8 protein-coding genes are annotated in these 13,762 nt (G+C 68.6%); 2 read left to right on the plus strand and 6 right to left on the minus strand.

Features of this window, described 5'->3' with window-relative positions; all coding sequences use genetic code 11:
* Positions 1-243: 243 nt before the first annotated feature.
* Positions 244-858: an exopolysaccharide biosynthesis protein gene (locus AC1DYN_RS23090; RefSeq protein ID WP_477963458.1), complete on the plus strand. Its 615-nt coding sequence runs from the start codon at positions 244-246 to the stop codon at positions 856-858.
* A 137-nt stretch (positions 859-995) separates the two neighbouring features.
* Here the strand turns inward: AC1DYN_RS23090 and AC1DYN_RS23095 are convergent, their stop codons facing one another.
* Positions 996-3,269, minus strand: coding sequence for a cation-translocating P-type ATPase (locus AC1DYN_RS23095; RefSeq protein WP_477963459.1), 2,274 nt, complete (start codon positions 3,267-3,269; stop codon positions 996-998).
* Positions 3,270-3,406: 137 nt separating this feature from the next.
* Between AC1DYN_RS23095 and AC1DYN_RS23100 the strand changes: the two genes are divergently transcribed.
* Positions 3,407-4,369 carry an NAD-dependent epimerase/dehydratase family protein gene (locus AC1DYN_RS23100; protein WP_477963460.1) on the plus strand — a complete coding sequence of 321 codons (963 nt, stop codon included), beginning with the start codon at positions 3,407-3,409 and terminating at the stop codon, positions 4,367-4,369.
* 36 nt (positions 4,370-4,405) lie between these two features.
* On the opposite strand, the gene AC1DYN_RS23105 is transcribed toward AC1DYN_RS23100, so the two are convergent.
* The 5 genes from AC1DYN_RS23105 to AC1DYN_RS23125 form a co-directional block, all read right to left on the minus strand.
* Positions 4,406-4,678, minus strand: a complete 273-nt coding sequence (locus AC1DYN_RS23105; RefSeq protein ID WP_477963461.1) for a hypothetical protein — start codon at positions 4,676-4,678, stop codon at positions 4,406-4,408.
* Between the two features lie 797 nt (positions 4,679-5,475).
* Complete coding sequence (locus AC1DYN_RS23110; RefSeq protein WP_477963462.1) at positions 5,476-5,988, minus strand: hypothetical protein; 513 nt, start codon at positions 5,986-5,988, stop codon at positions 5,476-5,478.
* Positions 5,989-6,018: 30 nt separating this feature from the next.
* Positions 6,019-8,271, minus strand: coding sequence for an RHS repeat domain-containing protein (locus tag AC1DYN_RS23115; RefSeq protein WP_477963463.1), 2,253 nt, complete (start codon positions 8,269-8,271; stop codon positions 6,019-6,021).
* A gap of 126 nt (positions 8,272-8,397) precedes the next feature.
* Positions 8,398-11,364, minus strand: coding sequence for a glycoside hydrolase family 3 N-terminal domain-containing protein (locus tag AC1DYN_RS23120; RefSeq protein ID WP_477963464.1), 2,967 nt, complete (start codon positions 11,362-11,364; stop codon positions 8,398-8,400).
* 266 nt (positions 11,365-11,630) lie between these two features.
* Positions 11,631-13,727 (minus strand): M14 family zinc carboxypeptidase, encoded by a 2,097-nt coding sequence (locus AC1DYN_RS23125; protein ID WP_477963465.1) that lies wholly within the window; start codon positions 13,725-13,727, stop codon positions 11,631-11,633.
* Between the last annotated feature and the right edge of the window lie 35 nt (positions 13,728-13,762).

Consider the following 13,762-nt stretch of genomic DNA (forward strand, 5'->3'; position numbering starts at 1 on the left):
CACGCGAGCAGCGCGTGCAGCCGCTGCGCCTGGCGGGCCGCCAGCGCCTCGGCACCGCCGTGCGGCACGGCGGCCACGTCGAGCGCGAGCTGCCACGGGTCGGTGGGCAGCGGCGGGCTCGGGGTGGCGTGGTTCGGCACGGTGGGCATTCGGCACGGGCAGCGGACCCCGAGTGTGCGCGCCGCTGCGCGACTTGAGGAGGATCAAGGCCGGCGAACCCGCGCTGCCTACGATGGCTCGACGATGACACCGCCTCCTGCCGCTTCGCTGGCCGAACCCGATGCGATCGCGCACGCGCTGCTCGCCCTGGCGGACGACCGCCGGCGCGAGCGCGTGCGCGTGGCCGACGTCTTCGCGGCGCTGCAGGACCAGGCGCTGGCCGCGCTGATCCTGCTGTTCGCGTTGCCCAACACGGTGCCGGTGCCGCCCGGCACCTCGGGCGTGCTGGGCGTGCCGCTGCTGTTCCTGACGGCGCAGCTGGCGCTCGGGTTGCCGGCCTGGCTGCCGTCGCCGCTGTCGTCGCGCTCGCTGCCGCGCGAGAGCTTCGCGCGCGGCGTACAGCGCCTGCTGCCGTGGCTGCAGCGCGCCAGGCCGCTGCTGCAGCCGCGCTGGCTGCCGTTGCTGGGCCCGTTGCCGCTGCGGCTGGTGGGCCTGCTGTGCCTGGCGCTGGCGGTGGTGCTGGCGCTGCCGGTGCCGCTGGGCAACATGGCGCCCGCCGCGGCGATCAGCCTGATGATGCTGGGCGTGCTGCGCCACGACGGCGCCTGGCTGTTGGCCGGCGCGCTGCTCGGGCTGGTGGCGCTGGCCGTGGCCGGCACCGTGGTGCACGGCGCGCTGCTCGCGCTGCACGCGGCTTGACGGCCGTCAAGGCCTGCGCCGCGCGACGGCGGACCATCGCACCATGGAGGCGATCGACATGGCGCAATGGACGATGATCCTGGCCGGCGGCCTGTTGCTGCTGGTGCTGGCGGCGCTGGGCGCGCTGTGCTGGTTCCTCACGCACCCGCTGGACTGAGGGCGCGCCGGAACCATTGCAGCATCGCCAGGTTGGCGATGACGACGGCGGCCAGGCCCGCCAGGCGCAGCCCGTCGTCGGACAGGCTGGCCTGCCGGCCCAGGCCCTGCACCAGCACGACGACGAGCAGGCCCGCCAGGCCGACGCCGATGGCGCGGCCGACCGCCTGCGGGCCGAACAGCGCCTGGTCGCGCGGCCGCGGCGGCCGCCGCATCGCATCGGCGGCCAGCGACTCGGCCTCGAAGACCAGCGAGCAGGCCGGGTCGATCAACAGCTCCAGCAACACCACGTGCAGGGGCAGCAGCAGCACCGGCCCGCCGAACAGCGGCAGCAGCGACAGCCCGACGATGGGCACGTGCACCGCGAACAGGTAGCCGATCGCCTTGCGCAGGTTGTCGAAGATGCGGCGCCCCGCCGCCACCGCCTCGACCAGCGCGTCGAAGCGGTCGTCCAGCAGCACCAGCGCCGCGGCCTCGCGCGCGACATCGGTGCCGCGCTGCCCCATCGCGACGCCGACGTCGGCGGCCCGCAGCGCCGGGCCGTCGTTGACGCCGTCGCCGGTCATCGCGACCACCTCGCCGCGCCGCTGCAGGCCTTGCACGATGCGCAGCTTCTGCGCCGGCGTGACGCGGGCGCACACCGCCACGCGCGCCAGCGCCGCATCGAAGGCGGCGTCGTCGAGCGCGTCGAGCTGCTCGCCGCTGCACACCGCGCCGTCGGCCGACAGGTCGAAGCCGGCCTCGCGTGCGAGTGCCGCCGCGGTGCCAGCCGCATCGCCGGTGACCATCACGACGCGCACGCCGGCCTCGCGGCAGCGCCGCAGCGCGGCCGGCACCTCGGGGCGCAGCGGGTCCTGGAAGGCGAGCAGGCCATCGGCCTGCCATCCGGCATCGGGCCGCGTGTCGGGCGATGCGGTGTCGACATGGGCGACCGCCAGCACGCGCAGGCCTTGCGTGGCCCAGGCGTGGGCCTGCGCGAGCAAGGCATCGCGGCGCACCGCAGCCAGCGCACAGCCGGCGAGCACCGCCTCGGGCGCGCCCTTGATCGCGACACGCGCGCGCGCGGCACCCTCAAGCTGCCAGCCCTGGCGCACGAACGGGCGCCCCGGCTGCACGCCTTCGCGCCAGGCCACGCGCCCGGCCGGCTGCGGCTGCAGCGCGAGCACCGCGCGGTCCATCGGCTCCAGCCCTTCGGCCACGCTGGCGAGTGCGGCATGGTGCAGCAGCTGCGGCGCCTGCGGAGGCACCGCTTCGCCCGCGCGCCAGGTGCCGGCCGCCGCGACGTCGAGCCAGGCGACCACCTGCATTCGGTTGGCCGTCAACGTGCCGGTCTTGTCGACGCACAGCACGCTGGCGCAGCCCAGCGCCTCGATGGCCTGCGGCTGGCGTGCCAGCACCTGGCGCCGTGCCAGGCGCCAGGCCCCGAGGGCGAGCATCACGCTCCAGACCACCGCGAACTCCTCGGGCACGATGGCCATCGCGAGCGTCAGGCCGACCAGCAACCCGGCCGTCCACGAGCCGTCGCGCCAGCCGAACAGCAGCGCCGCGACGACGCAGGTGGCGAAGGCCGCGATCGCGACGCGGCGCACGATGCGGTCGAGCTGAACGCGCAGCCGGCTGGGCGGCGGCTGCAGGCTGCGCATGCTGTCGCCGATGCGCCCGAGCACGGTGGCCGCGCCGATGGCAACGACGCCGGCCACGCCGTCGCCGGCCAGCACCAGCGTGCCGGACGACAGCTGCGGCGAGGCGGCGTCCTTGTCGACCGGCGTCGATTCGCCGGTCAGCAGCGATTCGTCGACGCGCAGGCCGTGGGCCTCGAACAGCACGGCGTCGCAGGCCAGGCGGTCGCCTTCCTGGACGACCAGGCGGTCGCCGACCACCAGCTCGACGCTGGCGATGCGCTGCACGACGCCGTCGCGGACCACGGTGCTGCGCGGGCTGGCCATGTCGCGCAGCGCACGCAGCACCGACTGGCTGCGCAGCGACTGGCCGACCGAGATCGCCATCACGAGCAGCAGCGAGCCGGCCAGCAACAGCGCATCGCCGACGCTGCCGAGCGCGCCGTACACCGTCGCGCAGGCCACCAGCAGCAGCACCATCGGCTGGCCCAGGGCTTCGCGCAATGCGGCGAACAGGCCGTCGCGGCGCGCGCGCGGCAGGCGGTTCGGGCCGTCGCGCTGCTGTCGCAGGCGCACCTCGTCGGCGCTCAATCCACGCGGGTCGCGGCTCATCGCATCGGGCTCCCAGGGCTGCATGGCTGCACTGTGGGGCCGCGACGTGGCGCCGGCTTGCGCTTCGTCAATCCACCCGGCGACGGGGCGCCCGGCTGAAGCGGGCGAACGTCGTGCTGGGGCGGCCGTCCTCACGCCGTGACCGGTACAGTACCTTCCCCATGAAGGTACTGGTCACCGGGAGTTCGGGCCACCTCGGCGAGGCGCTGGTCCGCAGCTTGAGGGAAGACGCGGCGGTCGACGTCATCGGCCTGGACGTGCTGGCATCGCCGTTCACCGACGTCGTCGGATCGATCACCGACCGCGCCGTGGTGGCGCGCTGCATGGCCGGGGTGGGGGCGGTGCTGCATGCGGCGACGCTGCACAAGCCGCACGTGGCGACGCACCGGCGGCAGGATTTCATCGACGTCAACCTGACGGGCACGCTCACGCTGCTGGAAGAAGCCGTGTCGGCGGGCGTCGGCGCGTTCGTCTTCACGAGCACCACCAGCACCTTCGGCGATGCGCTGACGCCGCCGCCCGCGTCGCCGGCCGCCTGGATCACCGAAGACGTGGTGCCGAGGCCGAAGAACATCTATGGGGCAACCAAGACGGCGGCGGAAGACCTGTGCCAGCTGTTCGCGCGCAACCACGGGCTGCCGTGCGTGGTGCTCAGGACGTCGCGCTTCTTCCCCGAGGCGGACGACGACCCGCGCCGGCGCGACCACTACGACGACCTGAACCTGAAGACCAGCGAGTTCCTGTACCGGCGCGTGGACATCGAGGACGTGGTGGGCGCGCACCTGCGGGCGATGGCGGCGGCACCGGGCTTGCGCTTCGACAAGTTCATCGTCAGCGCGACCACGCCGTTCACGCAGGCCGACCTGGCGCAGGTGCGGGCGGACCCCGCCGCGGTGCTCAGGCGCCGGGTTCCCGCCTTCGAGGCAGTGTATGCGGCCCGCGGCTGGAAGATGCTGGCGGACATCGACCGCATCTACGTCAACGAGCGCGCGCGGACGGTGCTGGGGTGGGCGCCGCAGTACGACTTCGAGCGCAACCTGCGGGAGCTGGCGGCGGGGCGGGATCCGCGCAGCGCGCTGGCGCTCGTCGTGGGGTCGAAGGGGTATCACGCGGCGATGGCGTAGCCGGGTGCGCTGGCGGCGCCAGCCACCACGTCGGAACTACGCCTCATCTTCGTCGGGGAAGTTTTCGAGGGCTGCCTTGAGATCGGTTCGCAGCGAAGAGAGATGGAAGAACGCGTGGTCAACGAACTTCACGTCAATCTCGACCAGCAAATCCTCCAACTCGGATCGGGTCAGTTCATGGCCTTCCAACGCATCCATGGTCTTCACGAACCACTCGCTTGCTTCAAGAAGGTCTACGAAGTCGGCATGAATTCGGCCATACGAGACTTCGTCTACGGCGAACGGCCGGAGTTGAGCAAGAAATGCCATCTTTCGTGTCGACATAGCGTCCTTGCTTGCCGTTCGGCAGTCGCATTTGGGCCGCGGGGGTGATCGGCGGCAACACATGTCCTGGCTGTTCATCCACAAGGATGCGCTGCGGTCACTTGCTCAGGAGTTGCCGCTTTGTTCTGAATCCAACTCCACGGAGGTAGTAGCCATCCTCGTCAGAGATGAGCCTGAGGAGATCCAGCTGGGCAGAGGCGAGCATGAACCTGTCCCCGGCGACTTCGTCACCCGCGGCCACGACGTGACGCCAAGCGCGTTCGGATTGGTCGAGGTCATTGCAGTAGGAGTGGCCAGCGCTACCGAGCGCGCGTCATCAGCTGTGAGCTTCTCGATGGACACCGTCGATAGCAGCTGCCGAGCCACATCGGTTTTCTCATCGCGCGCCAGGCGACCGCTTTCTGCGTGGCTTGGGCGCTCGCCCCACGCGAGTTCCGCCACAAGCTTGAGCAACCTGACTCCCGACACACACTGCGAACGAGCCACCGGTCAATCGCGAGAGCTGACGACGTCGCCTCTCCGAAATACTTGACCTGAGTTCCCGCATCCATTCGACGCATACATTCTCACCTCTTCGCCATTCGGCAGCGCATTCATCGGCCGTTGGCGTATTGGAAACTGCAGCCATGCACATGTCGATCGCCGCGCCGAGTGGCTGCTCGATGCGTGTATAGGACAGTGYCCCCCTTCAGGCGGGCATCGGCCCTCTCCGTACGACCTCGCTCACCCCGGAGTCGCGCTTGTTGGCAACGAACTTTCTGACTTGCCGAAGAATGCCCTGGCTAGGCCACTCGCAAGCGCAGTAGTTGATCGAATGACACGGGCAGCGCCAGCCAGGAATCGGTGTCATCGATTCCTTCGCCGCCGGTGCAACCGATCTCAAGTTTGGCACCCGCTCGCGTGAAGTGATATTGCAGCGTCAGCTGGAATGTCGTGCTTCCTGAAACAGCAAATCGCAGCGGCTTCTCACCGCCAAGTTCCACATTGCACACGAATGAGTCTCTTCGCTCGCCCGTCGTCGGAACGACAAGCTCTGGCGCGGTCTTTTTCCACGCGTCTCCGGGGACCGTCAGGTCTCCTGATCCGAGGCACCGGAGCGTCAGCCATTGCTGGGGCGGCGGTGGTCGCAAGTTCCAAACGGGATGCGTGGGCTCTACATCTTGTGTTGCCAGAATCTGAAGAGAGGGATCACGCGCACCGGGCACGCTGATCAGCGCCGCACAGATTGCCGAAATACCATCGCCTCCAACGCGACACGGCATTCTTCCAGCGGTTGTCAGCTCGATGGTGGCCATGCAGTCCTCTTTCGTGATGGAGCCGAAGCGTCACCGCAGGGGCATCAGCTTCACCGCCGGTAGATGCGAGCACATCGCATTGTGCACATCCACCTCGCGGTTGTACTTTACGACTTCATTGCTGAGAGCAATCGCGGTTTCTTCATCTTTCATATTGACGAGCGAAGTTGCGTCGACGAGGAATGCGCGCTCCTTCGCCAGGCGCTGCTGGTTGCGCGTGCAGTAGTCGTCGGGAGGCCCTGGAGGACAGTAGACGGTGTATGTCGGGTCGTTCGCTGCTTGCCTCGAGTTGTGGATTCCCCAGCCAATGGCGCCGATGGTTGCAGCCGTCAAGCTTGCGCACGCGGCAGGATTGACGAGGCACGCGACGAAGATGGCTGGGACGGCTTGGCCAGTGGGATCGGTGTACTTCGTCGGCTGAGACAAGCCGTAGACATAGGTGTTGGTGCCGCCGTGCAGACCGATGGGATCGCTTTCTCTGTAGCGCCCACTCTCCTGGTCGTAGTTCCGGGAGTGGTTGTAGAACAGCCCCGACTCCTGGTCCGAGTACTGACCGGGGAAGCGCAGGTTGAAGGTGAACGCACCGATGCCGTCCGGGTTGATCTCCGGCGCCGTCGTGCCGAAGGGCTCCGCCAGCCAGCGCCAGCGTTTGCCGCCGTTCTGGTCGACGACGATGCGCGGCGTGTCGATGTGGTCGGCGTGGATGAAGTAGACCGAGGGCGGGCTGCTTGCATTGCCCGGGTCGTTGCTGAAGAYCGCCACCGGCGTCGAGCCCAGCCACACGTATTCCTTGATCGCCTGTCCGTTCTGGTCGTACTCGCCGAGCAGATTTCCATCGATGTCGTACACGAAGATGACCGTGCCGTTCGGCCCCGCGCTGGTTGTCTTGCGGATGCGCCGCTTGTCCGCGTCGTAGCTGTAGGTGCCGGTGACGCTGCCCTTGGTGATGCTGGCCAGTGAGCCGTTGAGCCCGTAGATCGCCGTGTAGTTCGGGCTGTCCGTGACCGTGTTACCCGCGTTGTCATAGCCGAAGCTTCTTGCCGGGTTGGTGATGCTCGTCAGCCGGTTGCTCGTCGCCTGCGTCGTGTAGACGCTCGGGCTGCCGTTCAGGCTCACGCCGGTGCGGTTGCCGTTGGCGTCGTAGGTGATGTTCCAGACSGCGCTCACCGTGGTGATGCTSGTCAGCCGGCTGTTCTCGTCGTASCCGAAGCYCTGGTCCAGTCCCGGCTGCGSRATRCCGTCGTYGGCGCTCAGGTGCRYGTAGCYSACGATCCGATCGGCCGCGTCGTAGGTGATGTCGCGGAAGACATCGCCCAGCCGGATGCGCACGATGCGCCCGCTCAGGTCGTAGAAGCGCTCGTGCGGCACAGCTCCGCTGGCCATGGCCCAGTTCCAGCTCGTCACCGGCCCGAACGGCTCCCACTTGATGTCGGTCAGCAGCGGCACCGGCGTGCTGTCCGCATCCTTGGCCAGGCTGATGGCGGTGATGCGCCGRCCGGTGTASSTCAGGAYSAGCTTGCGWCCYGACGGRTACGTGATGCTGGTCAGGCGGCCCAGCGTATAGCCGTAGCGCGTGGTGCTGACGAYGGTCGCGCTGTTCGCRCCCGGTGCAGCATTGACCGTCTGCACCGCTTCGATCACCCGCTTCTGYGGGTCGTACTTGAAGCGGCTGGAGCCGTTCGGGTGGTCGGTGCGGCTGAGCCGGTCGGCGCTGTAGCTGTAGTCCGGCCCTTTGAGGTCGTAGCTCCAGCTCACCGCCTGGCTGGGCTGCCCRCTCAGGCTGTAGACCAGCTGCGTCAGCCGGYTCAGCCCGTCGTAGGTGTAGGTCTCCAGCACGCCGCGGCTGTCGGTGCGGGTGAGCAGGTTGTCGGCTTGGTCGTAGGTCTGGTTCGAGRYGCCRGTGTCCGGGCTGATCAGCTGGGTGGCRTTGCCGAAGCCGTCGCGCGGGTACTGGGTAACCAGGCTTCGCGGGTCAGTGACCTGGGTCGTGCGGTCTGCACCGTCGTACTGGAACTGCGTCTTGCCCAGCTTCGGGTCGGTGTGATCCTTCACCCGCGACAGCGGGTCGTAGCTGAGCTTGGTCTCCAGGTTGAGCGTGCCGGCGCCACGGATGATCTTGGTGACGTTGCCCTGGGCGTCGTACTCGTATCGGGAGATTGGTGTCGGCGAGACCGGCGGCGACGGCAAGCCTTGGGTGTGCGCAGCGGAAGGGCTGCCCACCATGAGAACCGAAGTGATGCGTGCAAGCACAACGGCCTTGCACCCGGCAGAAAGACATGCCATGCAGTGAGCTCCTGGGGTCGGTTGAATCGGCCCCAACAGCCCGGGCGCGTCGCGCGACTCTAGGAAATCAAAAGCCCCTTCGGCTCCTTACTTTCTGCAGATTTGGCCGGCTCTGCCCCTGCCTCGTCAGGGATGCAACTGCAGGTTGCGCATCGTCATCTGCACGCCCCGCTGGTCGTTCCAGCGCGGAAAGACCGAGAAGGTCGTCGCCTTCGCCAGGTCGAAGCAACTGCCCGCCCCGGCCAGCACCGTGCTCATCGGCACCGACACCGTCGCCCACGCGCCCTGCGCCGGCCGGCCGAGCGGGATGTCGGCCGTCGCGCAGCCGGGGCCGCTCTCGATCTTCAGCGTGAAGCCGCCGGTGTTGCTGCCGTACAGGTAGGGATAGAGATCGACCGACACCCGCCCGTTGCGGTACACCGAGACATCGGTGGCCGGCCCGCTGACGAACACCATGCCGTTCGCGCCCGCGGTGTTGGAGAACTGCATGCGCAGCTCGGCCGGCGGCGTGGCGATCGGCTGGTAGCTCACGTGGCCTGCCACGCTCTGGTAGCTGGTGAACCCGAAGCCCGCCGCCGGCCCATTGGCGCCGTACACGTTGAAGTCGCCCAGCCCGCCGCTGCACGACACCACGCCCCCGGCCAGCGCCCCGCCCTTCACGACGCGCAGGTTGGTGAAGGCCAGTTGCAGCGTGCCCATCGATTCCATGCTGAACGGCGTGTCGATGCTCGACAGGTTGGCTCCCGCCGCCGCAAAGCAGCTCAGCGGGATCTTGACGGTCTGCTTTGCGTTCAGCGGCAGGCTGCGCAGCGTGGCCGTCAGGTCCACCGAGCCGCGGCACGGGTAGCCGCAATCCATGTGCACCTTCACCACCGCCGACGGCGCCTGCGACACGATGGTGTCGAACTCCAGCGTGCCGTCGGTGTAGCCCGCCAGGTTCTGCCCGCTCGGCGCGCTCGCGAAGACCTGCCCTTGCGAAGCCCAGGTGACCCGCTTCGCATCCTGCTGCGTGTTGACCTGCGTGGTCTGCACCGTCATCGCCGCGGTGCCGGTGGCCGGCACGGCCAGCGTGGCATTCGGGTCGGACGGCACCGGCACGCTCGCCCAGTTGTTGGCGGCGGTGTTGACGTTCAGCGTGAACGGCGCCACGGCACTCTGGTTGAAGATCGTCAGCGAGCCCGAGTTCTGCCCGCAGGCCGACGGCACCGCCGGTGTCGGAAGCGTGCCCACCGTGCCGCCGCTCGCATAACGCAACCCATAGTTCAGCCCGAACTGCGGCACCTGCCCGTCGCCGGCGTTGAGCGGCGTCTGGCAGGCCGAGGCCGGCCACGAGAACGACAGCGTGCCGTTGAAATCGAACGCGACGCCGCCCGCCGCATTGCGGTACAGCACGTCGCTCACGCCCTTGCCTTCGGTGCCCGGCAGCCAGCCGGCGACGAAGGCGTCCGACTTGTTGATCAGGTCATTGGCATACAGCGTGCGCCCGGCCAGCAGCACCGTGACCACCGGCTTGCCCTTGCCCGACACGGCATTCAGCGCTGCCAGGTCTTCCGGGTAGTTGGCCGAATGCGCCAGCGTGCGGCTGCCCTTGATGTCGCCCACGCCCTCGGCATACGGCGTCTCGCCGATCACCGCGATCACCACGTCGTAGTTGGCCGGGTTGCGGTCGGTGCCGGTGGCGCTGTAGTCGACGTTGGCGGTGCCGGCGGCTTCGCGGATGCCGGCCAGCACGCTGTCGGCCATGCCGGGGAAATCGGCATTGCTGTTGCCCGTTCCCTGCCAGGTGAGCGACCAGCCGCCCGACTGGTTGGCGATGCTGTCGGCGCTCTTGCCCACCACCAGCGTCTTGCGGCCGCGCAGCAGCGGCAGCACCGCGTTGTTGTTCTTGATCAGCACGAGAGACTTGCGCACCGCATCGCGCGCCAGCGCACGCGCCTGCAGCAACGCCGGGTTGCCGGCCCCGGCGGTCTGCGACGGCTTGCGGCCGTTGAACAGGCCCGAGCGCATCTTGACGCGCAGGATGCGCGTGACCGCATCGTCGATGCGCGCCATCGGGATCGCGCCCGAGCGCACCTGCGCGACGGTGTTGGTGATGAAGGCACGCCACTCGTCCGGCACCATCACCATGTCGACGCCGGCGTTGATCGCCTGCGCGCAGCTCGCGTTGCTGCAGCCCGGCACCTGGCCGATGCCGTTCCAGTCGGAGATCACGAAGCCGTCGAAGCCCAGCCTGGTCTTCAGCACGTCGGTGAGCATGGCCTTGCTGCCGTGCATCTTGCCGACGTTGATGCCGGCGGCCGCGTTGTTCCAGCTGTGGAAGGACGCCATCACCGTCTGCGCCCCGGCGCCCAGCGCGCTGTAGTAGCCCTGGCCGTGGATGTTGATCATGTCGCTGGTGCTCGACATGTTGATGCCCTGGTCGACACCCTGGTCGGTGCCGCCATCGCCGATGAAGTGCTTGGCGGTGGCCACCACGTTGGCATCGCTCGCGAACGTGCCCTGCAGCCCGGTGACGTAGGCGCCGCCATAGGCGCGCACGACGGACGGGTCTTCGGAGAAGCTCTCGTAGGTGCGGCCCCAGCGGTCGTCGCGCACGACGGCCAGCGTGGGCCCGAAGATCCAGTTGATGCCGGTGGCGCGCACCGCCTGGCCGACCGCCCCGCCGATCTGCTGCACCAGCGCCGGCTCGTGCGCCGCGCCGAGGCCGATGTTGTGCGGGAACAGCGTGGCCTGGTAGACGTTGCTGTGGCCGTGGATCGCGTCGGTGCCCCAGATGATCGGGATCTTGGTCGACAGCGTGGTCGACATCGACGCGTTGTAGTACTGGTCGGCCAGCGCCACCCAGTCGGCCGCGCTCGCGTGCTTGTTGCCGTTGGGCCAGGAGCCGCCGCCGTTGAGCACCGAGCCGATGAAGAACTGCCGCACCTGGTCGGGCGTGATGGTCTTGATCTCGGGCTGCGTCATCTGCCCGACCTTCTGCTCCAGCGTCATCGAAGCGACGATCTGCGCGATGCGCGACTCCATCGCCGGATCGCGCGCGATCGCGCTGGTGATGGCCGGCCAGTCCGCATAGGTGGGCGCGGGCGGGATCACGGCAGCCGCCTTCTCGTGGCCACCGTTGTAGGCGGTTGTAGCGTCAGCCGAATCACCGCCGCCGCAACCGACGGCAACCAATACGCTGATCAATGCAAGGGCTCTGGGTCTCATCGTGTCTCCGTGTGGGGCCGCCTTCGTGGAAGCGGTTCCACACGGATTGTGAAGAGCCGCCCCGAGTCACCCCAGAGGGACAACCCGGGGGCCGTGGCCCGGATGTCAATCCGGGTCGGCGGTGTCGAAGCAATCCCGGATTGTCATCCGGGCTACCAGTTCAAGCCGAGCGTGTACTTGCCGCTGGTGGCCCCGGTGCCGCCGCTGTAGTACTTGACGCGCACGTAGCGTGCCGATGCCGCAGTGGTGGTGTTGGACACGCTGGCCGTGTCGACCAGGCCCGACCCCTTCTCGCTCGCGGCCAGCTGGGTGCCGGACGCGTTGTAGATGTAGAGGTCGTAGTCGCTGGACGCGTTCGGCGTCAGCGTGGCGGCCAGCGTCTTGCCGGCCGGCAGCTGCACGACGAAGTAGTCGCTGTCGCTGGAGGTGCCCATCGCGCCGTTCCAGGTGCCCGCCGAGGCCACCGCGTTGGCGGTGCCGATGTTGTCGTTCGACTCGGTCTCGTTGTTGGCCGGGGTGACGACGCTGGCGATCTTGAGGAACTGCGCGGTCACCGGGCCCCACTGGCCGGACGACACCTTGGCGCGCACGAACACCAGGTGCTTGCCCAGCGACAACCCTGTGGTGGCGAGCGTGCCGCTGAGCGCCTCGGTGGTCTGGTTGAAGCTGCCGTCGGTGGCGCTGAGCGGGATGGCCACCGCACCAGCCACCCACGGCGGGGTGTCGATGTAGGCCTCGGCGCCGGTCACGTTCAGCGTGGGCTCGGTGCCGTTGCTCTGGTTGAAGCGCGTGTCGGTGGCCGAGGCGCTGACGCTGACCGGCGTGCCGGCCAGCACGCCGCCGCCGCTGGCATCGCTGCCGAGCGTCACGCTGGTCACGTCGGCGCCGGCGGGCGTCTGGTACGGCGCGCGCACCACCTTGGCGGCGTAGATCAGCGCCGGCAGGTTCTTCGGCTTGGTGGTGTTGTTGTACGTGGTGCAGCTCTCGAAGAAGCTGGAGCCCAGCTCGATCGTGTAGGCCGCAACGCCCAGCTCACCGTAGCTCGGGCCGTCGCTGGTGCCGTCGGTGGGGTACAGGCCGATCGACTGCTCGGGCGTGTAGCCGTTGAAGTACGCGAGGCGCCGGCCCAGCGTCTGCAGCGCGGTGGCGTTGGCGGTGGGCGTCGACGTGGTGCCCCAGGGCCACAGCACCAGCTGGCTGTAGCTGTGCACGTCGATGTGGATGCCCGAGGTGTCGGTGGGCGCGCCGTCGCCCGGGTTGGGGCCGCGCCGGTCGGGGAAGATGCTGCGGATGTAGTTCTGCACCGCCTGCGTTTCGGGCTCGGAGCCGGCCGATGCGCCGCGGTAGGTCAGGTCGCACTGGTTGCCGCTGGAGCCCTGGCCGCCGGTGCTGTTCCAGCCGAACGTGAAGTTGCGGTTCAGGTCGGCGCCGCGGGTGTTGCTGGTGGCGCCGCAGTAGGCGGTGTTGGTGTTCTTGCGCCACGAGAGGCCGCCCTCGGCCTTCTTGCGGCCGTCGGGGTTGGTCTGCAGCAGCAGGTGCACCTCGTGGTGGTCGACGATCCAGGTGGCGTCGGGATCCACGCCGTAGCCGTTGAGCAGCCAGCGCGCGAACTCGAGGTTCAGCGGCGCGGTGGTGTATTCGCGGGCGTGGATGGCGCTGTTGACGAACAGCTTGGGCTTGGTGCCGCCGACCGCGCTGTTGGTGATCTTCAGCACGCGCATGTCGTAGCCGCCGAGGCCGTTGACCTTCTGCCAGGAGTCGCCGATGTCGATCCAGCTGGCGAGCGCCGGGTAGGTGGTGGTGAAGCCCTGCGCGGCGGTGAAAGTTTCTTCGACCGTCTCGTAGCAGGCGAAGCCGGGGATGGACTGGATGGTCGCATCGGCCGCGGCGGCGCTGCCGATGCCGGTGGCGTCTGTCGACGCGCCGGGGGCGGTGGTGCGGCTCTTGGCGTCGGCGGCGGCCTGGATCTGCGCCAGGAAATCGTTGCGGCGCTGGATGAACTCGGGCGCGTTCTCGACGCGGAAGCCGAAGCTGCGCAGGTTGATGATGTCCTGCGACTCGAGCTCGAGCACCAGGTAGCCCTGCTCGTAATTGGATTCGAGCAGGTTGTCGTGGAAGGTGATGGCGGCCTTGCGCAGCATGGCTGCGTCGGGGTAGAAGGCCTTGTAGATGTTGGTGCGCTGCTTTTCTTGCTGGCGCAGCAGGCGCATCTCGGTGGCGCTGTTGGTGGCGGCACTGGCGGCCGGCACCTGGGCGGGGACTTGTTGAGCTGTGGAAAGTGGTA

The sequence above is a fragment of the Rhizobacter sp. P2_D12 genome (assembly GCF_056404395.1).

Bases quoted from the DNA above. Each gene is read 5' to 3' on its own strand.
- AC1DYN_RS23090 (WP_477963458.1), top strand. From the start codon at position 244: ATGACACCGCCTCCTGCCGCTTCGCTGGCCGAACCCGATGCGATCGCG.
- AC1DYN_RS23095 (WP_477963459.1), bottom strand. From the start codon at position 3,269: ATGCAGCCCTGGGAGCCCGATGCGATGAGCCGCGACCCGCGTGGATTG.
- AC1DYN_RS23100 (WP_477963460.1), top strand. From the start codon at position 3,407: ATGAAGGTACTGGTCACCGGGAGTTCGGGCCACCTCGGCGAGGCGCTG.
- AC1DYN_RS23105 (WP_477963461.1), bottom strand. From the start codon at position 4,678: ATGGCATTTCTTGCTCAACTCCGGCCGTTCGCCGTAGACGAAGTCTCG.
- AC1DYN_RS23110 (WP_477963462.1), bottom strand. From the start codon at position 5,988: ATGGCCACCATCGAGCTGACAACCGCTGGAAGAATGCCGTGTCGCGTT.